Source organism: Chitinophaga pinensis (genome assembly GCF_007896845.1).
Classification (GTDB): Bacteria; Bacteroidota; Bacteroidia; order Chitinophagales; family Chitinophagaceae; genus Chitinophaga; species Chitinophaga pinensis_C.
The window spans coordinates 1-26,939 of the sequence record NZ_VOHS01000062.1 but is presented as its reverse complement, the minus strand read 5'-3'; the positions used below and the strand labels follow the sequence as shown (position 1 = coordinate 26,939).

Annotated in this window: 26 protein-coding genes and 1 pseudogene; 9 read left to right on the top strand and 18 right to left on the bottom strand. The window is 45.9% G+C overall.

The window, feature by feature from the left end; translation table 11 throughout:
- Nucleotides 1-452: 452 nt before the first annotated feature.
- From FEF09_RS32145 to FEF09_RS27845, 6 genes are all read right to left on the bottom strand, one after another.
- Nucleotides 453-635 carry a hypothetical protein gene (locus tag FEF09_RS32145; RefSeq protein ID WP_222597207.1) on the bottom strand — a complete coding sequence of 61 codons (183 nt, stop codon included), beginning with the start codon at nucleotides 633-635 and terminating at the stop codon, nucleotides 453-455.
- 110 nt (nucleotides 636-745) lie between these two features.
- Nucleotides 746-1,027: a hypothetical protein gene (locus tag FEF09_RS27865; RefSeq protein WP_146308129.1), complete on the bottom strand. Its 282-nt coding sequence runs from the start codon at nucleotides 1,025-1,027 to the stop codon at nucleotides 746-748.
- A 214-nt stretch (nucleotides 1,028-1,241) separates the two neighbouring features.
- Complete coding sequence (locus tag FEF09_RS27860) at nucleotides 1,242-1,658, bottom strand: hypothetical protein (RefSeq protein WP_146308128.1); 417 nt, start codon at nucleotides 1,656-1,658, stop codon at nucleotides 1,242-1,244.
- A 128-nt stretch (nucleotides 1,659-1,786) separates the two neighbouring features.
- Nucleotides 1,787-2,086: a hypothetical protein gene (locus FEF09_RS27855; RefSeq protein WP_146308127.1), complete on the bottom strand. Its 300-nt coding sequence runs from the start codon at nucleotides 2,084-2,086 to the stop codon at nucleotides 1,787-1,789.
- Nucleotides 2,087-2,112: 26 nt separating this feature from the next.
- A complete protein-coding gene (locus FEF09_RS27850) occupies nucleotides 2,113-2,325 on the bottom strand; it encodes a hypothetical protein (protein WP_146308126.1) in 213 nt (70 codons plus the stop codon).
- Nucleotides 2,326-2,641: 316 nt separating this feature from the next.
- On the bottom strand, nucleotides 2,642-2,902 hold the full coding sequence (locus FEF09_RS27845; RefSeq protein WP_222597206.1) for a hypothetical protein: 261 nt from the start codon (nucleotides 2,900-2,902) through the stop codon (nucleotides 2,642-2,644).
- A 147-nt stretch (nucleotides 2,903-3,049) separates the two neighbouring features.
- Between FEF09_RS27845 and FEF09_RS27840 the strand changes: the two genes are divergently transcribed.
- Entirely contained in the window at nucleotides 3,050-3,787 is a 738-nt protein-coding gene (locus tag FEF09_RS27840; protein ID WP_146308125.1) for an ROK family protein, read from the top strand.
- A gap of 69 nt (nucleotides 3,788-3,856) precedes the next feature.
- Here the strand turns inward: FEF09_RS27840 and FEF09_RS32140 are convergent, their stop codons facing one another.
- From FEF09_RS32140 to FEF09_RS27820, 5 genes are all read right to left on the bottom strand, one after another.
- Nucleotides 3,857-4,780, bottom strand: a complete 924-nt coding sequence (locus FEF09_RS32140) for a TonB-dependent siderophore receptor (RefSeq protein WP_222597205.1) — start codon at nucleotides 4,778-4,780, stop codon at nucleotides 3,857-3,859.
- The gene (locus FEF09_RS32135; RefSeq protein ID WP_222597204.1) at nucleotides 4,708-6,276 is read right to left on the bottom strand and encodes a TonB-dependent receptor; all 1,569 of its coding nucleotides are present in this window, start codon (nucleotides 6,274-6,276) and stop codon (nucleotides 4,708-4,710) included. Before FEF09_RS32135 ends, FEF09_RS32140 begins: the two co-directional genes overlap by 73 nt.
- A 184-nt stretch (nucleotides 6,277-6,460) precedes the next feature.
- Nucleotides 6,461-7,777, bottom strand: a complete 1,317-nt coding sequence (locus tag FEF09_RS27830; RefSeq protein WP_146308124.1) for a RagB/SusD family nutrient uptake outer membrane protein — start codon at nucleotides 7,775-7,777, stop codon at nucleotides 6,461-6,463.
- 31 nt (nucleotides 7,778-7,808) lie between these two features.
- A complete protein-coding gene (locus FEF09_RS27825) occupies nucleotides 7,809-10,805 on the bottom strand; it encodes a SusC/RagA family TonB-linked outer membrane protein (RefSeq protein ID WP_146308123.1) in 2,997 nt (998 codons plus the stop codon).
- Nucleotides 10,806-11,242: 437 nt separating this feature from the next.
- Nucleotides 11,243-11,581, bottom strand: a complete 339-nt coding sequence (locus FEF09_RS27820; protein ID WP_146308122.1) for a hypothetical protein — start codon at nucleotides 11,579-11,581, stop codon at nucleotides 11,243-11,245.
- Between the two features lie 461 nt (nucleotides 11,582-12,042).
- Here FEF09_RS27820 and FEF09_RS27815 point away from each other — a divergent pair, with 461 nt between their 5' ends.
- Nucleotides 12,043-13,176: a TlpA disulfide reductase family protein gene (locus FEF09_RS27815; protein ID WP_146308121.1), complete on the top strand. Its 1,134-nt coding sequence runs from the start codon at nucleotides 12,043-12,045 to the stop codon at nucleotides 13,174-13,176.
- A gap of 204 nt (nucleotides 13,177-13,380) precedes the next feature.
- Here FEF09_RS27815 and FEF09_RS27810 read toward each other — a convergent pair whose 3' ends face one another.
- The 7 genes from FEF09_RS27810 to FEF09_RS27785 are packed head-to-tail and all read right to left on the bottom strand — an operon-like array spanning nucleotide 13,381 to nucleotide 22,863.
- Nucleotides 13,381-15,060, bottom strand: a complete 1,680-nt coding sequence (locus FEF09_RS27810; RefSeq protein WP_261387840.1) for a heparinase II/III-family protein — start codon at nucleotides 15,058-15,060, stop codon at nucleotides 13,381-13,383.
- Nucleotides 15,061-15,098: 38 nt separating this feature from the next.
- Entirely contained in the window at nucleotides 15,099-15,320 is a 222-nt protein-coding gene (locus tag FEF09_RS33905; protein WP_261387839.1) for a hypothetical protein, read from the bottom strand.
- A gap of 13 nt (nucleotides 15,321-15,333) precedes the next feature.
- On the bottom strand, nucleotides 15,334-16,548 hold the full coding sequence (locus FEF09_RS27805; RefSeq protein ID WP_261387838.1) for an alginate lyase family protein: 1,215 nt from the start codon (nucleotides 16,546-16,548) through the stop codon (nucleotides 15,334-15,336).
- Between the two features lie 11 nt (nucleotides 16,549-16,559).
- Entirely contained in the window at nucleotides 16,560-17,537 is a 978-nt protein-coding gene (locus tag FEF09_RS27800; RefSeq protein ID WP_186774573.1) for a DUF4466 family protein, read from the bottom strand.
- Between the two features lie 24 nt (nucleotides 17,538-17,561).
- Nucleotides 17,562-17,963, bottom strand: coding sequence for a hypothetical protein (locus FEF09_RS27795; protein ID WP_146308119.1), 402 nt, complete (start codon nucleotides 17,961-17,963; stop codon nucleotides 17,562-17,564).
- Between the two features lie 17 nt (nucleotides 17,964-17,980).
- On the bottom strand, nucleotides 17,981-19,825 hold the full coding sequence (locus FEF09_RS27790) for a RagB/SusD family nutrient uptake outer membrane protein (RefSeq protein WP_146308118.1): 1,845 nt from the start codon (nucleotides 19,823-19,825) through the stop codon (nucleotides 17,981-17,983).
- Nucleotides 19,826-19,836: 11 nt separating this feature from the next.
- On the bottom strand, nucleotides 19,837-22,863 hold the full coding sequence (locus FEF09_RS27785; protein ID WP_146308117.1) for a SusC/RagA family TonB-linked outer membrane protein: 3,027 nt from the start codon (nucleotides 22,861-22,863) through the stop codon (nucleotides 19,837-19,839).
- A gap of 1,011 nt (nucleotides 22,864-23,874) precedes the next feature.
- Here FEF09_RS27785 and FEF09_RS27780 point away from each other — a divergent pair.
- From FEF09_RS27780 to FEF09_RS27755, 7 genes and pseudogenes are all read left to right on the top strand, one after another.
- Complete coding sequence (locus FEF09_RS27780; protein WP_146308116.1) at nucleotides 23,875-24,471, top strand: TetR/AcrR family transcriptional regulator; 597 nt, start codon at nucleotides 23,875-23,877, stop codon at nucleotides 24,469-24,471.
- A 63-nt stretch (nucleotides 24,472-24,534) separates the two neighbouring features.
- On the top strand, nucleotides 24,535-25,074 hold the full coding sequence (locus FEF09_RS32130; RefSeq protein ID WP_222597202.1) for an aldo/keto reductase: 540 nt from the start codon (nucleotides 24,535-24,537) through the stop codon (nucleotides 25,072-25,074).
- A complete protein-coding gene (locus FEF09_RS32125) occupies nucleotides 25,019-25,384 on the top strand; it encodes an aldo/keto reductase (RefSeq protein WP_222597201.1) in 366 nt (121 codons plus the stop codon). Before FEF09_RS32130 ends, FEF09_RS32125 begins: the two co-directional genes overlap by 56 nt.
- Entirely contained in the window at nucleotides 25,321-25,572 is a 252-nt protein-coding gene (locus tag FEF09_RS32120) for an aldo/keto reductase (RefSeq protein ID WP_222597200.1), read from the top strand. The genes FEF09_RS32125 and FEF09_RS32120 overlap by 64 nt, the downstream gene beginning before the upstream one ends.
- A gap of 449 nt (nucleotides 25,573-26,021) precedes the next feature.
- Nucleotides 26,022-26,267: pseudogene (locus FEF09_RS27765) on the top strand (carboxylesterase family protein); the annotation flags it as partial.
- Nucleotides 26,268-26,290: 23 nt separating this feature from the next.
- On the top strand, nucleotides 26,291-26,491 hold the full coding sequence (locus FEF09_RS27760; RefSeq protein ID WP_146308114.1) for a hypothetical protein: 201 nt from the start codon (nucleotides 26,291-26,293) through the stop codon (nucleotides 26,489-26,491).
- 246 nt (nucleotides 26,492-26,737) lie between these two features.
- Nucleotides 26,738-26,939, top strand: a 202-nt coding sequence (locus FEF09_RS27755; protein WP_146308113.1) for a carboxylesterase family protein, incomplete at its 3' end; no start/stop codon positions are given.

Genomic DNA, 26,939 nt, shown 5'->3' with positions numbered 1-26,939 from the left:
CACCAGCTGCGGGAAACCCGAAGAACCAGTACCACCAAAAATAGAACTGATGATAAAGATCCGGTCGTGCTCTCCGATACTCTTCATCACAAACTTGAATTCTTTGGTACCGGCCAGGTATTAACACGACACAACCTATATTGGGGTTTCCTTTGAAGCCCATATCCAGCCTAAGATTCAGTTCTGTATGGCTGTAGTCCGGGTGACCGGAAGGCGTATTATCATACAGAGCTTCCAGAAAGTCCATATTCACGTCTCCTATCAGCTCTTCATCAGGATCGATATATTTAATGAAAGAAGTCTCGAGATTATCAAACTGCAACTGGAAGGAGTCTTCCAGTTTTTCTGTAGTCCCGCTTTCCGGTTTGATGGAGTTCAGGGTATTGAGGTTGGCATTAAAGAAGCCTTCGTGCGTATCTTCTCTGTCACCATATCCTTTTGCCCGGATCAGTTTATGATTCCAGCGCCTTCAGGGTACGGCTGGTATCTGCATTTTTTGCATCCACATCTATGATAATAGGGATGATCTTGTTAGTGTTGTTCAGCTTTACACCCGATGCCAGCAGCATCGTTAAAGAGCGTAACACCCTCGCTCCGGTGCCGCCAACACCGAAAACAAATATGTTCCTTGTCATACACAACGATTTATACAGGTATTAAAATGGAGTTCTTTTAGCGAATATGGACGCGCGTTTAAAAAGCAGGGAAAGCAGTACAAAATAAACCACTGCATACAGTGCATTGATCATGGAGAAGGTGAATATATAGGCGTCCCTCCATCCTCAGTACCATTTATCGCCTGACTGTAAGCCAGTCCCGAGGCAATCAGTGCCAGCAGCACCATCGTGACCAGCCAGTGTTTCTGTTTATCCCATACAGGCCGCCAGCGGCCCAGCAGCAGATAAAACACAAGCGCAAATATGACAGACAGAATAACGGTAAAGAGTCCTACAGAAGGGAAGATGGTGGATGCATAGACGGGGTTATTATTCTTACCACCCAGTAGCTCATACAATAGACTAAACATGACAGATTATTTTTTTATGGGTATGGAAATATCAATGTAATCCTGATTATTGTTTTGGTATGCTTCTCTGACACCATCTATTAAATGTTGCAGTGCAAAGGTTTTTCCGCTGATATCAGCCACCTTTGAGTCATCCATGATGGATAAGGATCTGTAAGAGGTATCATATTGTAAGGGAAGATGCAGACTGACATTCCCCGACTGGTATACATTATTAATTTTCACTACGAAACATGGGTACCTTTCTGCACCCGACAAGTTCTGACGTCTTAAGTTTTCCGACGTCTATATTCTTGGCCAGCAGGATCTTTTCGATACTGTAGTCCAGATTCCCGGACTTCTTTTCCAGATGCTGCCGCAGATAAGTGGTATCTTTTGCGTATGGTGGCAATGAAGAAAGATCGGTGGCAATGGCGAACACACAAGGTTTTTTTGCGGAGGCGCTTACATCTTCAAGACCATCTTCACCAACTGACCAATCGCCCTCTCGCAGATAATTAAAGAGGATGTTCCCCCCTTTTACCGGCTCTCCGAATAAGCCAAAATCCATCGCCATCGTATAGGGCTGCAGACTTTCCAGCTCATTCAGCTGATCATTGAAATGTGACAGTAATTCTCTGTTGCCGATCACCCACAATAATACGGCCGGGACACATCTCCCCTGATGGGAATGACCTTATTCTGATAGGTGTATAGTTACCGACGAAGTTGGAGTTGAACCCATAGACCATTGCACACATGTGCTTATGCTTGTTGAGGTCAAGAAAGGACTTTGTCATGGTAGCTTTCAGCTCTCCCGCTGCTTATCCTGTTGATATTTTCATTGCCTTTCTTGCGAAGAACTTCGTCAGAATAGACAATATACAATCTGACACAAAGAGGAGATGTCATTAGAGTCAGTATGCGGGCGATCATTTCAAAGATCCTGTGCATTTCTGAACTCTTGTTCTTTGCCGGATGCTCTACTGAGATAGCATTGATAAACTGCTGCGTAGAACCATTGAAAGGAACAATAGAATCTGCTATATAAAGTTGTGCAGCTTCAGTTTCCGGAGTCAATCTTTCCTTCGATATTCACCAGCAGGTTAGGGATTCTCTTTCTGAATCAGTTGAACCCTGTAAATAACCGGCCATACTGCCGATGTTTCCATAAAGAAGTTGATCTTATCTATTTTCTTCGCTGCCGCAGGTGGTTCGGCTTTTGTCCGTTTATTACCCTCTTCATCACTGCCTATGCAGCCCTTAATGATTCCGGCAATAGATAACAACGATAGTAAAGCAATTGCATACTTACTCATGAAGTGGATTTTAACACGCAAATAGAAGGGGTACCATAATAAGGGATACACACAAATCGTTCAATAGAAACATCACATAACCGAAACATTGGGGGTTTGCTTTTAATGATTCACATGAAATTTGCCTACTGAGTTTTAATGGGCACAATGATAAGGATAATGCAATTTAAATTAGTTAATACGGTGTTAACGGGGATTTTTCCCCGGTTAATGTGATGTTAAAACAATAAGATAAGGTCAGTAAAAAAAATGCCGCCGGCAAGTAATGAAGTATACACTGTTTAATGGTCGGCCGCCAGTTCCTGTTTCTTTTCCATCAGATAATTGGTGAGTTGCCGGATCTTACCTCCTTCCATATGAAATACATCGCAAAAGGCGGCTTCCAGCGTACTGCCATCTTTTCTTTTGATAAGACCTTTCCTTCCGCTACAACGATGTTGTCTTCCTCGATCAGTCTTGTCACGAAAATCTCCGGATCCGGTTCGAAAGCGTCATCTTCCATCTCCCGGTCAAATGCGCCTTTGCCTGCCAGCTGGTAAATCCCGGCATTTCCCAGAGTACATCTTCTGTCAGACATGACATCACCATCTCGTGGTCTCTTTTTCTGTCATATTGCATTTTCTTTTAGTTTTAATATAATGATTTTCCACCGCTTAACTATCAGTAGCAAAAGACAGGCCCAGTATTTGTGACATTACCGGCATCACCAAACAAACGCAACACAATGGCATCATCCGATCACATACTGGCTATAGATGTTGGTGGTTCCCATATCAAAGGCACTATCCTCAACAGCAAAGGCGAATGGCAGATGGAATATAAAAGACTGCCTACTCCCAAAGGTGCAAAGCCGAAAGATGTTTTAGAGACGATTTCAGCACTTGTCAAAGACATGCCGGCTTATGACAAGATATCCGTCGGTTTCCCCGGTTATGTGCGCAACGGTATTGTATATACCGCTCCCAACCTGGGTAATCCCAACTGGAAAGATATCGACCTCGGCCAGCAGATCGCTGATCTGCTAAAGAAGCCCGTCCGCCTCGTCAATGATGCAGATCAATTGGGGCTGGGTGTTGTCAGCGGCAAAGGCTACGAACTGGCCGTCACTCTGGGCACCGGCTTCGGTACCGCCCTGCTGATAGACGGGTATCTGCTGCCCCATCTCGAACTGGCGCACCACCCTGTCACCAAAGAGCATGATTACGATGAATACATCGGTAATAAGGCCCTTGAAGAAGAGGGTAAGGAAAAGTGGAACAAAAGGATGGAAAAGGTGCTACAGATCCTCAAAACGGTGTTTAACTACGATCGTTTATATATAGGTGGTGGCAGTGCCGACGAATTGACCATTCCGCTGGATGACAACATCTATATCTTCACAAACAAGGAGGGCATCAAAGGCGGCGCCAGACTTTGGGATATGGAAGACAAATATCATATCACAACCAATTATCCGAAATAAGGATATATGGCAATAAAAAACGGCGTAAGAATACCTCTTACGCCGTTTTTTATTATTCCCTGCTGTTCATCAGAACTTATACGCAAAGTTTGCCGTATAGTTCCGCGGACGCTGCGGATTGACAGACCAGTAGCCTATATAATATTCCTTGTCTGTGATATTGTTTACATTCAGGGAAACCCTGAAATGTTTCGAATTAAAAGATATTGCTGCATTCAGCAAGGCATAGTTGGGCAGATAAAAATCCCCTGTTTCGCTGTTATCGATCACTTTATACCGGCTGGCGTAGTTACCACCGATACCCAGACCGAAATTCTTCAATGGCCCCTGCGTAAAGCGATAATTCGCCCATACATTCGCCAGCTCACCGGGTCCCTGTCCACCGGGTGCACGACCTGGTTGGGAATAGAAATCATTGGGCGCACCTTCTTTCACCTTAGTACTATTATGGCTGTAACCTGCTATCAGATCCAGTCCTTTTACCGGGGTCGCATTGATCTCGAGTTCAAAACCCTTACTGCCTACTTTACCGCCTTGCACAACGTTATTCGGATTGGTGGCGTCAGGTACGACCCTGTTGCTCACAGTAATGTCGTATAGGGAGAATGTAGCATGTAATTTATCCTCCAGCAGATTGGCCTTTACACCATATTCCAGCTGATTCGCATGCTCCGGTTTGAAAGATTTCACATGTGGATTTTCCCCGTTTTCATCCGATACCTGCTGTGGCTCCACATTAATAAAAGCATTCATGTAATTGGCAAACACCGACAATTTGTTCAATATAGGTTGATAGATCAGACCAAATTTAGGTGACAGGGCGAACTGGTTAAAATCATCGTCCTTCGTATCCTTTTCTCCCTTTGAATCAAAATAGTCCGCTCTCAGACTCACCATCGCCATCAGTCCCGGCGTAATGTTCAGGACATCTGAAAAATAGGCACTATAAGAACTATTGGAGATATTGCTGTTGGAGTTGCCGGTACCGGACAACAGGTTATTGATCGCATTTTTGTTAATGCGACAGGACCAATCGTATCACCACTCCATGGATCTGCATAATAACGTACATCTCCCTGTGCGGTTACAGATCTGCCGGCGGCCCATCCCGAACCTTTATCTACTACATGTCTGCGGAAGTAATCTACCCCGATCAGTAAACGGTTGCGCAGTTTACCGATCTTGAAATCACCATTGAAGTTCTGCTGAATATCGAGGGTACTGGTACGTTGGTTTTCGTTATGGAAATACTGGTCGTACCATTCATCTCCCGCCGCGTCATCCCATATATAGGAATAGATACCATCTGATTTTACCCGGCCATTGGAAACCACTGTCTGAGAATTCCACTTATCAGATAATTTATATAGCATCTGCGCCTGAATATTATAACGGGGGTTTTTGATGGTCAGTTCGTTACTGGTAAATGAGAGATAATTATTCAGATTCAGCTCACTGATCGTCTTATAACGCAAGGGTGTGGCCCTGTCCGAATGAAAGAATACAGGGGCAACTGCTCTTTTTTCATCCAGTACCTCTGCCATTACCTGAAAAGATAATCTGTCTGTGGCATTATAGGTCAAAGAGGGAGCAAGGAAGAAGGATTTCTTCATACCGGCATCCTGAAAACTCTTTTCAGAATGGTAAGCGGTATTGATACGCATCGCTACTTTCTTGCTCAGCGGTACGTTTACATCAGCCGTCACCCTATGTAATCCGAAACTACCAAAGCTATAACCTACTTCTCCGCCGAAATCGAAATAAGGCTTTTTAGTGATGGTATTGATCATACCACCATACGCATAAAAAGAACCGCCAAAAAGGGTTGCGGAAGGCCCTTTAATTACCTGAATCTCTTCTATGTCCGCAGGATCCAGATTGCCACTGGTCAGACCCGGCAAACCATTGATGAGGGAGGGCTGTGCTTCAAAGCCCCTGAGTGCAAAATAAGCAGCGCCATCTCCTGCCCTGCCGGTTGATTCCCAGGTACGGCTGATACCTGGCACATTGCGTAATGCGTCATCATAATTGACGATCCCCTGTTGTTTCATGATCTCAGCAGAAACAGTACTGTATACCTGCGGATTATCAAGGTTCTTTAGTGGCATTTTAGCCACTACACGATTCTCTTTATTACGGTTGTAGGATGAAACGATAATCTCGTGTAGTTGTGCTGAGTTCTCTTTGAGGATAAAATCCAGCTGAACAGTCTGCCCTGCTGTAACAGTGACTGTCTTTTCCTGACTTTCAACAGCTACAGCTGTCGCTTTTACCTGCCAGTTGCCCGGTCTTACGTTACTGATACTGAATGTTCCATTTTCATCACTGATCCCTCCCCACTTAGACTTTTCAATCCGGATGGTCACATTGGAGGCCGGTTTACCATCGCTGGTCGTAATCGTACCTCTGATAGTACCTACGTTTTGTTGTGCATAGATTGAATTGACAGACAGTACTAAGAAGCTGATAAAAAATAGAAATCTTGTCATTCCCCTTATTTGTGGTTGATAAAGTATTAAAGTCACAAAATTCCTATGACGAAAAGGGAACGGTTTACGCAATCGGGAAATTATCTCACATGATAAGCAATAATGACGGGGAACTGACAGAAGCATTGGGGGAGAAAAGCAAAAGGGTACTCTTGACGAGTACCCTTTCTGACTAAACAAAACATCAAAGATTGCTCTCATTCTGCGGCAATGGGTACCGCGTCCACACATCGTCATCGGGCCTGTCTTTGGGCAGCGTCCCGAGTAAGTTATAGCGTCGCAGGTCTACCCAGCGATGTCCTTCCATAAATAATGAGTAGCGGCGCTGATACAGCAATTCTGTGATCAGGGCAGCCGGTGTGATGGCACCTGCATATGGCGTCATATTATGCAATGATCGGATGCGGTTCAGTGCAACAATAGCATCCGGTAAGGCACCACTCTGAATTTTGGCCTCCGCATAGATCAGGATCAGCTCCTCATTACGGATGATGCTGATCGGTGCATTCAGTGAACTCCAGATTACCACATCGCGTGTACCTGTCAGACCATTCTGACTGATGGGTGAATTACGCAGGGCCGTTTTCGCCAGACGGTCATCACCAGGGACAATATTCGCAGCGTAAGAAGGATGTGAAACCCTCACCTCACCATTGGTATTCGGCGCCAGATACATGGTATTCGCAATGTCACCTCCATTGGTAGAGAAGAAATGGAAGACACCTGTATTCAGCGCACCATTCAGATCAAAGAAAGAGCCATTCAGGGCAGTCAGTGCCTCCGCCCATTCCTTTCTGTAAATATGCACTCTGGCAGCTAATGCACGGTTAAATTTCAACAGACCGGCCGCATCCTTGAAGCCGGCAAATCCGTCTGATAACGGAAACATCACAGTCGATCCCGTCAGGTCCGTCTGTCCTTCGTCGAGGAATTTCAGTACGGAGTCCAGTACAATTGCCGGATCCGTAATAACAGCACCAGGGGCGGCGCCATTAGGCACCGGAATACGGGCGCCACTGGAATCAGTCATATTGATATTCAGCAGCAGCTGATAGCCGATAACGGTTTTCGCAAAACCGGAAAACGCCTTCTTCTGTACATCTGAAGCGATCTCAGTACGTGCATTCCTCGTGGCATCCAGCAGGATGAAACACTGTCTCATCACCTGATAACGGGAGCCCCATGGATTGGTCAGATAAAAGGTGTTATTATCCAGTATTCTGGTACCACCACCCAGCAGGTCTGTCGTGTAACGTGGTTCAGAACCGGAGAAACGATAGATCTCACGACCTATCACCCCAACACCGTCCAGATAGCCCGCGTAGTTGATACGCATCCCTGATTCAATACCGGTGACCAGATTAAACAAATCGCTTCTGGTCGGATTGCCGGAGATAGTACCTACGACCGGCGTATTCAGACTGTCGATCGGTCCCTTCTGGCAGGCGCCCATCAGGAAGAGTACAACAGCGGCAGTTATAATTGAGCAATAGTTCTTCATATGAAATAATTTTTAACAGATGGAAAAATGATCAGAAATCAACGCCAATATGGAAGCTACCTCTCTTAGAGGCAGGGAAAGGCGTTACGTCCACACCGGTAGACAGACCGTTACTACCACGGCTGGTAGAGGTCGTGATGGTGTTACTACCGAAGTTGGACACTTCCGGATCATATCCTACATAACTGGTCCATGTGAAAAAGTTATTAGCTGACACTCCCAGACGAATTCCTTTGATGATATTGGTATTCCGCAGCGGCACATTATAATAAACGCCGATCTCACGGATACGTACATAGGAGGCATCCTGTACATAGATAGAAGCATCACCTGCACCGGTACGGTACACGCCAGCCTTCTGACCATGGAGGATATCGTCATAGTCGAATGAAGTCTGACCAAGATCGGTCAGCAACTGTGTCAGGTTGATATTATCTCCGCCTTTCTTCCAGTGGATCAGGAAGCGTATGGAGATATTTTTCAGGATAGTCAGTTCATCAAAGAAGCTCATCTGGAATTTAGGCTCGGAGTTACCGATCAGTTTCAGCTCACTGCCCACCGTACCTTTAATCTGTGTAGCTGGTTCACCTTCTTCCAGATAGAAAGTACCCAGTGAGTTACCAAACGCGCCGATCGCATAAGGCGGTATCAGCAATTTGGTTACTTTGGAGCGGTTACGCCACCAGTTGATAGTAGAACTCCATTTCACTGTTTTCGTATTGATAGGGATTACTGTCAGCCCCAGTTCAATACCCTTATTTCTCAGGTCACCACTGTTCTTCCACTCATTCGCATAACCGGAAGAACCGGGTAATGCATGACGCAGCAATACATCCTGAATCTGTTTATTGTAATAGGTCGCCTCCAGTGTGATACGGCCGTCCAGTACACTGAGGTCCAGACCTGCTTCAAACTCCGACTGACGTTCTGGTTTAATATCTGAGTTACCCAGCAGGTTGTCTACGAGAACGCCCGGTAATCCACCGATATTGCTACCCAGCATAGCGGTGAACTTACTGCCGTAAGGCGGTACGTTACCTGACTGACCATAGGCAGCACGCAGTTTCAGACTCTGGATACTTTTCACATCCCAGAATTTCATGCGGGCGATGTTCCATGACACGGCGCCTTTAGGGAATACGTAGTATTTCTTATAATCGCCATTATTGGTAGAACGGTCAAAACGTACACCACCACTCAATGTGATCGCATCCAGTAAAGAGAGGTCTTCCTGCAGGAAGAGACCATTGTCGCGGTATTTCTGTCTGAACTGGCGGGTCGTTGTATTGGCGCTGGCGTCCAGATTACTTTGTCCGGATACCAGATTGGTTGCCGCCGTAACAATATTATCCATGTAACCTGTTTCCAGTGTGGCACCCAAAGTACTGGTCAGACTGATATTTTCATTGGGCGTAAATGTATTGGTCAGGAAGCCACCGAGGTTCGTATTGGTGTTATTGGTATTACCCTGTATAGAGTGACCTTGCAGGGCATTCTCTTCAAACTGCAGATCGCGGGGGAATAAGGCAGCGGTCTTATAGTTGAAATAATCCACACCACCACGACCGATAAACTTAGTCGAAGAATGCTCGCTTTGCTGTAAACGGACCTCCAGATTGGAACCACCTACAAAACGGTTGGTGACTTCGTTGTTAGTCATTTTATCACGTGTTTCCAGCGGATTGGAAGCCGCAAACGGGTTACGTGGATATTCACCTAATGCATTCGGGAACAGGTCCACGAAAGTAGGTGTAGATGACAGGGCCACACCAAAGCTCACGCCGTTGTTATCGTTATTGGTCAGGCCTCTGTCCGCATCTGAGTGGATATAACTCATGGTAACACCCAGGGAGATACGATCTGACAGTTTATGGTCGATATTAAGACGGGCGGAGTTATTAAAATAGCCGGTATTCTTTACGATCCCGTGTTCCTGTCTGCGGTTACCGGACATATAGAATGTCGTTTTCTCATTACCACCACTGATGGAAAGACCGGTATTCAGTATCAGACCGGTTTCGCCGTACATTTCTTTTTCGTAGTCATATATTTTACCGGCGGATGCGGCGGCATTGAACTGATCTCTGTAAGCCTGACGACGCTGTTGTACAACCGGATCAGGGTTGTCAGCGGCACCGGCAAGATCTGCGGCTTTATCAGCGTCAAATGTACGTACCCCCATAAGGTGTCTTACTTTGGCAAAGCCGGTTTCCTGATTTACACTCACTTTTGTTTTACCCGCACGGCCTTTTTTGGTCGTTACGATTACCACACCTGCTGCTGCTTTCGCACCATACAAGGCAGCAGCGGAGGCGCCTTTCAGGATCTCTATGTTTTCAATATCTGCGGGGTTCAGGTCAGCGATACGGCTGGAAGGGTTATCCTGATTGTTGGGGTTACCTGCTGTAGCGGCGCCGGTAACATCATTCAGACCAGCAGGGATACTGCTGTTGTTGAAGAAGATACCGTCTACTACGTACAGAGGCTGGGAGTTACCAAATACAGAGGTAATACCTCTCATTTTAACAGAGATACCACCACCCGGTGCACCGGAATTAGCAGTGATCAAAGCACCCGGTACCTTACCGCTCAGGGCGGCGTCAAAGGTCTGTGCAGGCGCGGTACCAGCCAGTTGATTAGCGTTAATGGTGACCACTGTATTGGCCAGATTACTACGTTTTACGCTTGTAGCAAGACCTGTCACCACGATCTCATCCAGTTTGGCAAAGTCCTCCTCCATGGTGATGTCACCAACGTTAGTACCCGGACTTACTTTAATGGTCTGTGTCTTATAACCTGTGAAGGTCACCAGTAACGTGGCATTGCCGGAGGGAACGGACAATGAATAAGCACCCGTGGCATCCGAGATGGTTCCCCTGTTGGTGCCCTGTATTCTGACTGTAACGCCGGGAATGGGTTTCCCGCTCACAGCATCTTTGATCTTACCAGAGATGTTTTGCTGCGCGAATAAGGCTAGTGTACTGCATAAAAATAGCAATACAAGCAAGCCGGTTTTGGGTAGAAGCATAGCTTGTGCGATTTAGATATGATAGTTAAAAAAGCTACAGAGTCATGGCCTGTTTTGTGATTTTGGTCGATACGTGTTAATTCCTCTCTGTTAACTTAACAGATAAATGTTCGTTGTGGTTCCCTGTCACGGAGGTCAACTACTGGGTGTCAGATACATTTTTTCTCTTAAGCAGGGTTTCTCAGAAGCCGGTCTGTTATAACGTTGAATTTGGTTCGGCAGATTACGAAAATCCCAATGCATTTAGCTTTTTTTTGTTTGGTCGAATTATGTTATATTTTTCAACCACTTATGCATCTCCCCGACAAGCCATGACGATCCGTTACCGCTATAGCGGTAATGCCTGAAAACAGCCTGAGCCCTGTTATAATTTAACAGAGCTCCAGACAGTATATATGCTCACGGAAAAAATGATCAGGGTTTAACACCTCCTTCGATTACACCGGTAAGATCTTTTGAAACCAATTTGGAACCGTCGTAAAAGGAAACAGTTGCTTTGTCTTTGATGCTGAATAACGGTTTACCGAAAAGCACCTTGCCTTTAAAATTATCAAGTTGTAGTATTTCTCCGGTGGAATTTTTTGCACCTGTATATAAGCTATTGCATTGGGATCTTTAGAAAGGTCCGCATAAAAAGTGTAGTAGTAGTTACCATCTGTCTGATGACCGATTTCTGTAAAACCTTTTCTGCCATTTTCCGGGCTGGCGATGAGATTGCCCAGTGATGTCAGTACAAAAAGGACCGTCAGTACAAGGTATAATGCACGCTTGTTCATAGGATAGATGCTTTAGATAATTAAAAATGGTTCGCGTTCTTGATACAATTTAACAATTTTTTATATTTAAAACCAATTTAATTTTATTACCCTTCGCGCGCCTGACAGCCAGCTATTAAAAAAGATTTTTTAAAAATTTTTTCTTGTTGACTATCAAATATTTATAAAAATATACGTTTTGATCCCAAAATTCATTTTCTCATTTTTTCGCCCTCTTTACTCTTCTCATAAAACACATAGAATAAATCAGTTAGGTATATCTGCACACCGTATTTGAGATACTTTTAATATCTGAAAAGTCAAAAATCTAATTCATATACTTTAAAAAAAATTTTAAACCCTTGTACGCATATCGTGATTTAAATGTTGTCTTATAAGCAGAGGTTCGTTCAAAATAGTTCGCGTTTAAATTTTGGATAGACTTTAGATAATTCGTGTAACCAACAATAAAGGTAAAACAGATGAACAGATGCTTAACGGTTCTCGCGGCCTGCTGCATGGCGATGCCAGCGATGTCGCAATCGTTTCAGATCAAGGGAAAGCTAGGAAGATTAAAAGCACCGGCGAAAGTATATATCGGCTATACTTATGATGGTAAGACTGTTTTCGATTCTGCCGATGTTGACAACGGGAATTTCGCTTTCGAGAAACCTGTTGCATATCCGACCAACGCTTTGCTGACAGTAAGCAGAGATGGCGAACACCAGACATTCTTTAGTGCAAATGATATTGCACATCTGTATGTAGAGCCAGGATCAATCGTGTGGGTGACATCTGATGAAAGCATTGCAAACTTCACTTCGAATGGATCTAAGTCACAGGATGACTATGATGTATATCTGAAGTCCATGGAAGATGCAGAAGAAAAGCTGTCATTGCTGACTGCAGAATCTTCTAACACGCTTCAAAATGACGTGACTGAAAAAGGACTGGCAGCAAAGAGAGCTTATATGGAGCATTTCCGCGCTGCAATGGCAAACCGGAAACAGCACATGAAAGAATTTATCCAGCAGCACAATGATATGTACATCACTCTGGATATTCTGGAAGAATACGCTGGTAACTTTATCGATTTCCGTGAGATTGAACCACTGTTCAACGCACTGATTGAGAAAACAAGAACCTCTACAAAAGGTAAAGCTTTCGAAAAGAGGATACAGGCATCCAAACGTACCGCTATCGGTGCACCGGCTCCTGACTTCGGACAGAAAGACACCGATGGTAACAGAATTGCCCTCTCTTCCTTCAAAGGAAAGGTAGTAATCCTGAACTTCTGGGCCAGCTGGTCAGCTACCTCCAGAATGGACAACCAGGAGTTGAAACAAATCGTGAAGCCTTACAACCAGAAAGATCTGGTAGTAATCAATGTCTCTCTCGACGAACGTAAAGAGCAATGGTTACAGGCAATCGCAGATGACAAAATGAGCGGTTACAATGTATCCGATCTGAAATTCCTGAGAAATGAAGTCGCTGAACTTTATAACATAAATGCGGTTCCGCAAAACGTATTAATTGATGCATCAGGCAATATTGTTTCAAGGAATATCAAAGGGACGCAGTTATCCGAGAAATTAGCCGGATTAACTGGTAAATAATAGTAAAGAGTGTAATCATAACAAGTAGTCATAGTGAATTAATGCAACCCGGCGGGGCACGTGAAATATGTCTATATTTCACCAAAACCTGCCGGCTTTTTTTTGCCCCTGATCGTCGGGGGCATTCGTATTATATGATCCTCTTAAAAATACAACAGCCTGTATATGTGTATATACAGGCTGTTGTATTTTTATAAACGGGTCCTATTGTAGTCCTATCGTAAAACCCAGTTTGCTCTTCGCCTTAATACTGGCCCCATTAAGATTAATCCGGTAGATATTCTCGCCCCATTTCTGCTTTACACCACCATCTTCTTCGGTCAGTAACGGCACTTTTTCTATACTGGCCTCCAGCTGGTCCGCCGGATACCGCAAATAAAAGTCCTTCCGTACATTCCCCTCATTTCTGTGGATGACCAGCACACCGGGCTTCAATACCTCCACCGGATAACAAGTCATCAGGTGCTCCGTCACAATACCATCTTTCTTCAACTGTAAAACATCGTCTATATATACCTGCTTTCCTCTCGCCAACCGGATATTGCGCTGCCATCTTTCGATACCTGCCGCCTCCGGATAAGACGCACTGATATCCATCATCATACCCGCAGCCGTCAGACTTCGCTTATACATCACCTCAGTAGCTTTGTACTGTGGTCCGGCCGACTGCTGGTAACCATTGACGCTCGGCACATTATGATAGTCAGAACGGTTATACCAGATATCATAGCGTTTACTGCTGAACGTTTTGGCAGTATACGTACCCCGCCCGATGTCGATCAATACCGGTAAACCATCATAATACACCACATAGTTACCTATATCATTGTGATTGTGACTTTCATCATTGTTACCGCCTTTTGCCGCCACGAAGAATCCATTCGTACTCCCCTCCTTATCCCTTGCGACCATCACCTGCAGATCCGGCCACCATACATCCGCGGGCAATGCCAGCCCCTTTTCCGCCTGTCTGAATTCATCCTGCATAAAGATGGCAAACAGGTGCCGGAAGAAATGATAGCCCCCTACAGACGCCTGATTTTCATCTTTCAGATACCATGCGCCAAAACGCATCATCGCAGGATCTTTGATATCCTTTCCAAAGCGATAAATCATACCAGCAGCCATTCTGGGCTGTGGATCGGCATCCGCGAAGTCAAGGAAATACCGTTCACTGATCTGGGCACGGTAAATAAACTTACCCATCTCCCCGACTTTCTTATCATTATATACATAATCGAAAGCATGATTAGTCGCCAGATTCAGCATAGCCACATTATCATATAAAGAGGCAGCCGCTGCTCCCCAGTAACCGGGACCTTCATCACAACCGCCATCCGCAGGATAAGGACCCAGAAACTCATCCAGCACGCCTAATATTTTAGTAACGGCGGCAGTTCTTTTAGTGTCATCCTTCTCTAACAACAACACCGCATTCAGCCAGTTGGAACAGATCCAGGGGTTCCAGTTATTGGGCCTTCTACCATTTGCGGAAGCGTGCATCCAGCCATGGGGTTTATTCATCAGCGGTTCAAAGATGCGTTTATTGGTCTCATAATAGATCCGTTTTCTGACCTGTGGAGAAGCGGCATCGAGCTGTGGTCCGAGGAAATAATCTACCCACGACAACAGCGTGGCTGTTTCTGCTGAGAACAATTCAACGAAAGGTTGAGATACGTCCATCAGTCCTTTGAAGGAACCCGGCAAATGCGCAGGTACGCCCCAAAAGGACTCTTCGCAGACGGACCAGACGCCATTGATAATAGGGTCAATAAAACGGCCTTCATTATCATAGAGTTCTGCCATGAGCAAGGTGGCCAGCACCTCCCTCCTTTTATTGGCAATGTCCTGATACTCGCTGCGGTTGCCTGTACGGATGATCAACAGGGATTTGGTAGCCGGGATAGAGGGCCAATCATAGTCTATATAGCCTTCCGCTTTTTTATAACCGCTTCTCCTATAGCGGCATCCGCCTTCTCCCAACCTTCCCGGTCCGTGGTGCGCGGGAACGGCATCCATTGTGCCTGCGGGATCAGTTTGGCGGCCAGTTCAGCCTGTGTATAATGGCCACTCAGGAGATGCTGGGCCGATAATCTGCCATAACAGACCATCAGCATACAGGTTAAAACAATCCATCTTTTCATAACGCTGTTTTTTTTAGTACGCCCAGTGCGTCAGCAATAATAAGTCATTTTGGTAGTCTTTGTGCTGCACTTTCAGGGCGCTGAGGTCAAGATCCGGATATTTTCGGGCAGCCACCTCCGATAGTTCCAGAAATTCCTCATCATGTTTTGCCTTTATCTGCGGATAAGTCCATTGGCTGGCGCCGGTAGCATAAGGCAATAACCAGCGATAGGCTTTCTGCAGACTTTTACCTGCCGGCGTCTCATAATGCCAGAGATCCACCTGTACATTTTCTGCCAGTAGTGCCAGTTCAAAGAAAGCCCGCAAATTAAACAGGGAATAATTCCATGATAAGGTCCGGGCGAGCTCTTTCGGCTGACGACCATCCGTTTCCAGCTGTACATCGATCCTCTTTTTCGTCTGCTCTTCCAGCATTTGCTTTGCCAGCGCCGGTTGTTCGGTGAATAAAGCGATCGCCACCTGCTGCACATCATACCAGGTACCGTGATTATTGAGTTCATCCGCCTCGTCCTGCCCGATCGGACTCGTACGCATCCATTGCAGGAATGCCCGGTACCAGTCCTGTATCCGTTTATATTCTGCCGCCGAAAGCGCTTTTGAATCTTTCAGTAACTGAATCCCATCCAGCAGCATGGTTACATTATGGGTATCAATCAGGCCGATACCGCGGCCTGCTGTAATGCCGGGTATCGCCTGACTATAATTCAGATGCGGATGCATATTGGTGGCTGTATCAAGAAACCAGGTCCGGAGCAGGCCTGCCGCATGTCTGGCGTACTCCGTTTTACCGGTATAGAACCATGCCAGTCCGAGGTAATATACATCGCGTGAAATAGCATTCTGGTACTCATCATCCTTAATGGCATATCGTTCCGGATTGACCTGCCCATCCTTACGGATATAGGGCAATCCGTCGGCTTTCGTAGAATCAGGCCACCAGTAAGGGCCTACACTCATGTAATCGTGTTTATTACCACTGGGTGGCACTTTCGTTTTGTATACCACCGAATAAGGCCCGTTCTGCAGCGACTGATCCGCTATCTTCAACAAGGCAAGCAACGCCTGCTGCATGGCGGGATCTTTCTTTGCGATCTTCTCCTTTGTATCCAGCAGCTGCTGCCCTTTGAGCAGGTAGGTCTGCGGTGGCAACTGTGCCGCCTTACTATACAGGCAGATAATCATCCCCAGCATCAATAAGGTCCCGGCATAAAAAACAGGCATTTTCATAACGGCATTTATTATTTAAGCGTATAACGTTTCATGCTGATAGTCGCACTCTTCTTACTATCCTCCACTTTATTCATGTAAATATAGGCACGATACTTACCGTCAGCAGTCTCTACCCATGCACCCGCCTCCGACTTCAGATTAATAACGTAATCAGGCGATCCCGTCATATCCAGTTGCTCGAAATCCAGATCATCGATATAAACACCATATTGCAGGCGTGCAAGGTGAAAATCACGCAGGTTCCACGTTTTCCGGATCTTCGTCACCCGGTTCAATCCCGGTGGCAATGTGATATCGGGTAAGTATTCCGCGCCGGCACCCGGTGATACCAATGCGTGATTAAAAGAAATACCGCTGATAGCACGATAGAGATATACAAGGTCAATCTTGTCTGCATTCGCAGGAGCATCTTTTTCTGTATACACGGCCATATCTGCTACAGAAATAAAACAGGCATCTGCATTCTTTACCGGCAGATCAAGCACCATGTCCATTTTAGAGATCCTGTAAGGTCCCATCGCATAGGAGATCGTTTCTCCGTTACTGCTTTTTGCAGAGAAGGTAAAACGGACTTCCTTTCCCTGTGCGGACTTTGGAATCACATAAAAATAACGGAGGGTCACCGCATTCGTGTCTTTGGTGAAATTCACCTTCGTGACATTACCTTCATTTACAGAAGGATCTCCTATGGCTACCCCCACATCCTCTCCGCTACCATTGGTGTAATAGGACCTGTGCTCAAGGTAGGTCGTCGCTTCTCCCGCAATGGAGGCTTCCACCTGTGCCGAAACGATCTTACCCCTTGTTGCGGGCAAGGCAATGGCATAAGCAAATTCAATATTTAATCCTGCCACATTAGGCCCCAGTGTACGCTTGATGCAATCATTCTGCAAGGCATCCTTTGCCTCCGGGATGGCATATTCCTTGTCCTTACAGGCGGTCATCAGCAGACACAGCCCCAGCAAAGACATGATATAACTTTTCATTCGTGTAATGTTTAAGTGTGAATACTATCTGGGCTGTACGGTCACATTTACCTTATAGGTCTTTCTCACCTGTCTGTTTCCGGATATCACGCTGTAAGTCCTCGGATTGGCCAGATCGGAAAAATCAGTAAATCCGGTGATCTTCGGGTCCAGCTTGGCATCTGTCACCAGCGTAAACTGCGGATACAGGTGTTTCAGGTCTGTACCATAAAAAACAGTCACGTCTACTGTGCAGGCAATTGTGTCGATCACCGCGTTCTTCGTGCGTACTGTCTGAAAATCTGCACCCAATAATTCAAAATTACTGACATAACACTCCGCGCGGGTAGTGATCAGCAGCCCATCTTCATCAATAGGTGTTTCTTTACGACAACCTATCCAGCTGCAGGAAATGAGTAATAATATGATGATTAAATAGTGTTTCATCGTTGTGGATTGAAGGATTAAAGCCATGGTGTGTTCTGTGTAAGATTAGGATTCCGGTTACGCTCTCCCGGTGGAATACGGAAGATGTAACATTGCTGATACTCTCTTTCGGAGACATTCTGGAAATAGCGGGTCATCTGTGCGCCATAGGTATCTATACGCCATACACCATTGCCATAAGGCGGATTCCAGACCCTTTCGATGGCCCTCCATCTGCGGAGGTCAAAAGCACGATGCCCTTCGCCAAACAACTCTACAATACGCTCCTGTTCTATTGCATTAAAGAAGGCTTCTTTACTCGCAGTTTTATCAGCACCTAAAGCGGGCAGATTACCTCTGTGACGTATCCTGTTCAGTAACGCGATCGCATCTCCCTGCGGACCATCCACTGCATTCGTCGCTTCTGCATACATAAGGAATACATCTGCCAGCCGCATCACAGGAAAATTATAAGTCCCGTCGCTACGTCCCAATCCGGCAGTATTCCGCAGGAATTTCCTTAACACATATCCGGAGTTACAACCGTCGGTATTGTAAGTGATATAACTCCCTCCATCAATAGTAACCGGCTGATTCCAGGTACGATAAATGAAAGGAACCCATCCGGTTGATTTCAGTGAGATCATACCCACACTGATCTCATAGTCCCACATAATAGAAGACTTCATACGATAATCGCGGTTGGTATAAGTCTGCGGATTGACAGCTGAATTCAAAGTGGTTCTCGCAGCTGCATTATTTGCAGGATTCATAGGGATCATTTTATCTGCGAAATCGCCGGTAATCGTAGACTGATAACGGTCTGCGATCTCATACCGTGGAGATACCCAGCATTGTGAGCCTTCATGCGAACGACCAGCCACATCACGCATCAGCTCTTCTCCCTGATTAGTACCGGTACCACCATGACTGAAAGCCATTATCATTTCAGGATCTCCATTCGCCACGGGCGTAAATAGATAGTAATAGTTCGGCAGTTTGTCTGCTTTACCCAATACATCACATTCACCCGGCTCACCCCCCCTGAAGAGATTCAATCCATAATCATTGATGACTTTCTTAAAATCAGCAGCCGCTTCTCTGTAAGCATTCGTACCCTGCGCCGCATCGGGCTGAAAAGTATCCAGTTCAGGCCATCCATAGGTATTCCAGCAGGCCCAGTACAACTGTACTTTTCCCCGGAAGGCCAGTGCCGCCGGTTTGGAGGCACGGCCAATCTCGGGGGCCTTCACCGGGAGTTTTTCAAAGGCATAGGTCAGGTCAGCTATAATGGAATCTTTTACTTGTGTGATAGGAGTCCGCGTAAGATCAGCCACCTCCGCATTATCAAAGATCACGTGATCTATGTAAGGCACATCGCCCCACATAGAGATCAGCCTGAAATAGACCATGGCCCTCAACAGACGTGCTTCGCCAACAATACGTTCCAGTTGTACCAGTGCGGTACCATTGGCCGCAGGCAGCATCTTGCGTACATTTTCGATGACATAGTTAGCACGGTGTACGCCGCCATATAGGCGTTCATACATTTTGTCGAAGTTGTCACCATATCCCGACGGACTATAATCCCCGCCATTATAAGCATCTCCTTTCTGCAGGTTGCCACTGGCAGTACTGGTACCTCTGACGCGCAGGTATTCTGCTTGTCCGTCGAAATAATAGTCACGGTCAAAAAGCGGACGGATATCCGCATAAGCGCCCATCAGGGCATAGGTGGCATCTGCTTCTGATTTCCAGAAAGCACCGGTGCCCAGTTCCGTAGCCGGCTCTCTGTCCAGCAGGTCTTTTACGCAACCGGTATGCAGGAGAGCACCCACTAACAGTGCCCCTGCGATATATATCTTAACAATAGTCTGCTTCATAGTAATGTCTTTTATAAGCCGATGTTCAATCCCGCTCCATAAGTCCTGTTCAGCGGATAAGCGTTGCTCCTGTTGCCATTCAACTCAGGATCCAGACCACGGAAGGAGGTAATAGTGAAAAGGTTTTCGGACGAACAATAAATACGGCAATTATTCAATCCGATTCTGCCAAGCAGTTGTTTAGGGAGATTATACCCTAGCTGCACATTCTTGAAACGGATATAACTCAGGTCATCCAACCAGAAAGTAGTCTCTACACGGTTATTGCTACCGCTGAGTCTTGGCCATGCGCCGTTGCGATTTTCTACTGACCACGGATTATTCCAGTGATCCCAGGTGGATGCATAACGCTGTGCGCCGAAATTGATATTATTGTAGTTGTTGATCCAGTAGTCCTTACGGCCGGTAGCACCGGTGATAAGGAAACCGAGGTCAATGCCTTTCCACGAGAAAGTTGTATTCAGGGCAAGAATAGTAGTCGGTCTGTCCCTTTGGGTATTGGGATAGGCTTTCATGTCATTTCCGTCAATACGTCCGTCGCCGTTCAGGTCCTTACGGATCAGGTCACCCGGAGAGGCGCCCTGCGGCGTATTATTATATACATCCTGCCAGGTTTGTGCGATACCTTTATCTTCATAGGTATACAGGAAATGATACGGCATATTCAGGAAGGTCCAGCCTCTGCTCAGGAATTCATTCCATTTCTCAAGGGTTGTGATATTATAAGAACCGTTCAGATTGATACCATAACTCAATTGCCCTACTCTGTCAGACCAGGTCAGGTTTAACTCAATCCCCTGATTACGCAGGTCACCGATGTTTTTACGAGGTGCATTATAGGCGCCGGTCAGCAGTACGGACATCTCCGAAGGACGGTTCATGCCTGTAGTAAGACGATTATAATAGTCGATTTCAGCTGTCAGGTGATTGTCTACAAAACCCAGGTCCAGACCGAGGTTCAGTACACGGGTAGACTCCCATGACAGATCTCTGTTCACCATCTTCTGATTCACAAAACCTTTTGCAATGGTACCGTCGATCATATAATGACTGGCTGCCAGTGTTGCCTGTTGCTCGGTACGACCGACACCGGAGTTGTTGCCCAATCCGCCGTAAGAGGCACGGAACTTACCATTACTCAGGAAGCGACGGGTCAGGCGGTTAATGAACTTTTCTTCTGTAAAACGCCAGCCCACGGCAACAGAAGGAAAGAAACCATACTGTTGTCCCGGCAGGAAACGGGAAGATCCGTCATAACGGAAATTTGCTTCAAAGAGATACTTATTAAAAGCGGTATAGTTGATACGGCCGATATAGGAGCGTAAGCCTTCTGTGCTGGAGTTACCACCGGTCGATTGTATATCCGTCAGAGCAGCATCTACTTCATGCAGTGTAGGATACAACCTGTCATTCCTCGAGGTACCCTGATAACGATCATACCAGAACTCTTCACTGTATACACCTAAAGCGGTAAAATCATGGTTGACACCAAATGTTTTATGATAGGTAATACGACCATTCAGCATGGTCTTGTATCCTGTATTGGTGAAGTTACCGATACCGGCGTTGTCACCTACATATACACGACTGCCATAACTCACTGTCTGGAAGTTGTAGGCACGGTTGGGATTGTTGGCATTCCAGCGAAACTGGTTGTAATAATTCAGGGTATAATCGACGCGGCCGGTCAGCCCTTTTATCGGTTCCCAGTCCAGATATGCGGTGGTATTGGCTTCCTGTCTGTTCTGCCGGTTCAGCATGTTTTGATAAACCGTGTAGGGATTGTATGCCTGCGGATCTTCGTTATAAGCCATTACACCACCATAGTAACCACTTATGGGGTCATAAGGTGTAATACCGGCGATCGCATACTGCAGGTCGAATCCGGCCGTATTGGAGGCATCATCATCAGTATACCCGTCTGCCAGTGCATATTGGTATTTTGACCAGTTCCCGTTGAAGCGCAGCCCTGCATTCATATTCTTACGCAGTTTATTATCGTAGTTGAAACGGGCATTGTAACGTTTGTAGTCGTTATTGACCTGAAGACCTCTCTCATCCATTACGCCAAGAGACATGAAGAAATTGGAGTTCTCTGTGCCTCCGGATGCTGACAGGTTATAGTTCTGTATCACACCTTCGCGGAGTATGACATCCCACCAGTCCGTATTAGGATAGCGTAAAGGGTCTATCATGCCCATCGCCATCCACTGGTCAATAGTGCCATCTTTAAAGTTATAATTGGAGCGGAGTGTATTGACTGCCGCAGCACGTTGGTGCAGGGTTAAAGCCCTTGCATAGTCAGCCATAAATTCATAGGAGCGTGTGGGTACTTCCACCCCATAACCACCAGAAAAATTGATTGTCGTCTTTTTCTGTCCTTTGCCTGACTTGGTAGTAATGAGAATAACTCCGTTGGCCGCCCTTGAACCATATACAGAAGCCGAGGTAGCATCTTTCAGTACGGAGATGCTCTCGATATCATTCATGTTGATACGGTTGATGTCTACATCGGGCATACCGTCTACGACCACCAGCGGACTACTATTATTCACGGTACCGAGACCACGGATGATCAGACTGGAGGAATTGTTTCCTGCCATACCGGAATTTTGTGTAACGGAGAGGCCGGGTACCAGCCCTGATAATGCGGAAGAAGTGTTAGGCAGGGAACGGCTGGTGATTTTTTCATCTACTTTAATAGCAGATACGGCACCCACCATATTTACTTTCTTTTGTGTGCCGTAGCCGACTACCACGACTTCGCCCAGCGCTTTCTGATCAGATTCCAGTATGATATTTAAACTGGCAGCACCGGAGAAAGCCATTTCTTTCTTTGTGTAGCCCATAGAAGAGAATACGAGTGTCCCTTTCGTCGTATTCACTTTTAGGGTATAATGACCGCTGGCATTGGTTACGGTACCTGTAGAGGCGCCTTTCAGTGACACACTGACACCTGGCAAAGGTTGATTGCCTGCGTCAGTTACCTGTCCGCTGATCGTTTGTTGCTGTTGAGTACCATTGTCCTGAAAATACATGTAAACAGTCCCCGGAGCATTGTTCGCTGTGGCACTTGTAATGGATCCTGCGGTGAGGATAAGGGCGTGCAGGATACTTCTGGCATGCAGCCATCGTCTCCCGTTCCCTTTGGAGGAGGTAAATAATTAATCATCACATTGTGTGTTTAGGTAAAGGCAATAGAAGGCCGGTGCCGATGGTCTACCGGCATAGCGCAAAAGCATTCCGTCCCGGGAATGCAAACGTTTGCATATTATGAGCTGCTATTAATACCTGCTGTGTTTGTTGAATTAGTCATGATCGTGGAATAAATGAATGGTGAAGGCAATAAAAGTCCTGTGCCGGTGGCTTGCCGGCATAGCAAAAGGCATTCCGTCCCGGGAATGCAAACGTTTGCATATCAGGAGCTGCTATTAATGCTTGTTATGTTTATTGAATCTGTCATGATGCGTGGAATGATTTAATTGGATGTCGATTTTGGTCTCAGGGAATAGCTCTTCTACAGAATATATTATAGATCTTCAGTTACAAATGTAATAAAAAGGCAATCGATTGCAATTAAAATTATTAAATTGATTTCATAATTGCATCATAGTTCCGGTTTATTTTTTGAGAGATAGTAAATAATTGTGTAATAAAGGCTTATTATTCATTCACTGTTCCTGTGCCCGCACTTCAGCGATGAGACCAACAGGCGCAGCAATGACTGGTGTTTCTTAGGGAAAGAGATCGGTTATATCCTATTCACAACCCTGACTAAACGATTACGGCGTACACTCAGTAAACTATTAAACATGGCCATGGAGATTGTCTCCTGATCCCTGCGGCCCGATTTATTTATCTTACATTTCTTATTTATGCACTGCCAGCCTTTGCCAGTTATTTCCTGATCATCATTCCCTATTTCTGGCGTTTCTCAACTATCTGACTATACAATGTTATCCACTCCCTTGGTTACCGCCTGTTCCTACCCGGATAACTATGACAATTCTGTTACACAATTATCATATACCGATCGTTATATTTGCATCATGAAATTCACACCGAGATCCGAAACGACCAGACAATTCATTATAGAATCGGTAGCTAACCTGATGAACAGACAGGGATATGCCGGCACTTCTATTACGGACCTGGAGAAGGCAACCGGGCTGACAAAGGGCAGTATTTATGGCAACTTTGAAAATAAGGAGCAGATTGCCTATGCCGTATTTGACTATAACCTGCTCAGGTTAAGACAGGCCATTAACAGTGCTATGGACAAGTGTGATACCAATAAGGAAAAAATACTGGCCAATATCACTGTATATTATGGCAGTATGGATAGTAGTATTGGCGGCTGTCCCATGATGAACACCGCCGTAGAAGCAGATGACACCCATGATGGCCTGAGAAAAAGAGCAGCTGATGGCTTGCTGAGATGGAAACAGGATCTCGTCACCCTCATCGAAAAAGGTATCACGGCTAAAGAATTTAAAAAAGATACCGACGCACAGAAAACAGCACTCACCATTATCGCCTTAATAGAAGGCGCTATTCTGATAGGCAAAGCCACACAGAATCCCGTCTTTCTGGATGTAATCCTCACGTCTGCCAAAGAGACCGTCCACGGCATTTCCCTACATTAAATTTTTTTACACTTTTATATACCGATCGTTATATAGACATTACTAAAAGTTAAAAACTCATTTATGAATTATAAAATCTTCGGAAAGAAGTCGGGTCTGCGTGTGTCAGAACTTGCATTGGGAACAGGTAATTTTGGTACCCGCTGGGGACATGGTGCCTCACCGGAAGAATCAAAGAAAGTGTTTGATGCTTACGTAGCTGCCGGTGGGAACTTCATTGATACAGCTGATGGTTATCAGGTAGGAGAATCGGAAGAACTCTTATCTGGTTTTATTGCTGATAAACGAGATGATCTTGTATTAGCTTCCAAATTCAGCATGGGTGGCACTACCCTGCTGACCACCGGTAATAGTCGCAAGACCATGGTCCGTGCAGTAGAAGCAAGTCTGAAGCGCCTGAAGACAGATAGATTGGATCTGTACTGGGCGCATCTGGATGACCAGCATACCCCACTGGAAGAACTGGTCCGTGCTTTTGATGATCTGGTAAGAGATGGGAAAATACTCTATGCCGGACTTTCCAACTATCCTGCATGGAAAATAGCCAATGCCGCTCTTCTGGCCGATCTCCGGGATGGTCTCCTATCGTTGGTATACAGTTGAATATAACCTGATCGAACGTACGCCTGACAGAGATCTTTTACCGATGGCGCAGGCGCATGGTCTGGGTGTTGCCTTCTGGTCGCCACTCGCAGGCGGCACACTCACTGGTAAGTATCGTACTGCTTCCACTGACAAAGATAACCGCCAGACTGCCTGGGGTGGTTTATTGGTAAAGGCGAAAGCAGCAGCCGTGAAACGCGTATCCTTGATGCACTGGCTGATATTGCCAATACACATCAGGCAAAGATGCTGCACGTTGCACTCGCATGGTTACGTCAACGTCATCAACCTAAAGAACTGTCTACCGTAACGATTCTTGGTCCGCGTAATCTGGCGCAATTGCAGGATAACCTTGATTCATTACAGGTAAGCCTCAGTGAAGAAGAAATCGGCAGACTGAATGAAGCCAGCGCCATCTCATTTGGCTCTCCGCACGAGATTATCAATGAGTCACAGAAGTTGATCTATGGTGATGGTTTTGGTCGTGTACTGAGCTGATATCTTTATATTGTTGCGTACCAGCCGTTGTCAGCAATGATGGCGGCTTTTTTTTTTCCTATTTACCAAAACATATCTTATTTTGAGCGATACTAACCGTTGATATTATGATGAATTGTTTCCTCGTTGCGTACGCTCATTGCCTGTTTGTGCCTGTTGCCAGCGCTTACACTTTCTGCTCAGTCCACTACTGTAATCAAGACAAACCGCGGTTATGTGCGCGGTGCAGTTGAAAAGAATGTTTTCGTTTTTAAAGGTATTCCTTATGCAGCCCCACCTGTCGTAGTTTGCGCTTCAAAGCACCTGTTGAAATGCCGGTATGGAAGGACACCTTATCCTGCACAAATTTCGGCGCGCCTGCTGCACAATATAACGAGATAATAAGGGTGTATGGGAGATGAAAACTGTCTGACACTTAACCTTTACACCCTGCTGTTCAACCTGCTAAAAAGATGCCCGTTGTAGTATGGGTCCACGGAGGCGGTATGACTGGCGGCAGTGGTATGGGTATGAACGGACATGCATTCGCAGATAAAGACAGCATCATCTGTATCACGATCAATTACCGGCTGGGTGTATTTGGCTTCATGTATATGGTGCGATATACCCGGTTACGAAACATCAGGCACAACGGTCTGCAGGATTGTATGATGGCACTGCAATGGATCAGAAAAATATCGTGCTTTCGGTGGTGATCCTTCAAGGGTGAGTGTCATGGGTGAATCCGCTGTGCAAAACTAATCTCTGCTTTACTGGTGGCGCCTGCGGCGAAGAACAGTTTTCGTCAGCTGATACTGGAAGCGGCTCGGTAAACTGTATCCGGGATATCACTACTGCGAAAGCCATCCGGCAAAGACTGATGGATACGCTGGGTATCAGTGATCCGCAGCATTGCTGCAATTACCTCCCACAACGCTGATCCCGCACAGGCAAAGATATTGGGTGGCCCGAAGGGCACGAATTACTTGGTCCGTGACAGCCGGCCTTATCATCAAAGAAGATGCACTTGCCTATGTAAACAAACATCCGATAAAAAATAAGGGTGCTGTCAGGTACCAACAAAGCGGAAGCTATCCTTTCATGAATATGGACCGACGCTTGTATAACCTGATTCAGCCTCACTGAGCGATTGGTTTGGTGATAATTACAATACCAGCTATGCTGCATGGAAAAGTATACAGGACCGTCCGAAGGATATGCCGCGATAATTACTTTAAGCCGTTACATGTATCAGTTACATACATTCCGGCTGACCAAAGCCCTTGCCGCCAACAGCAAAAATGTATGGCTATATTCGTTTGAACAACCTAAGAATGGCGCCCCCGCTACACATGCCGACGAATTAGCCTACATCTGGTATATCCCGG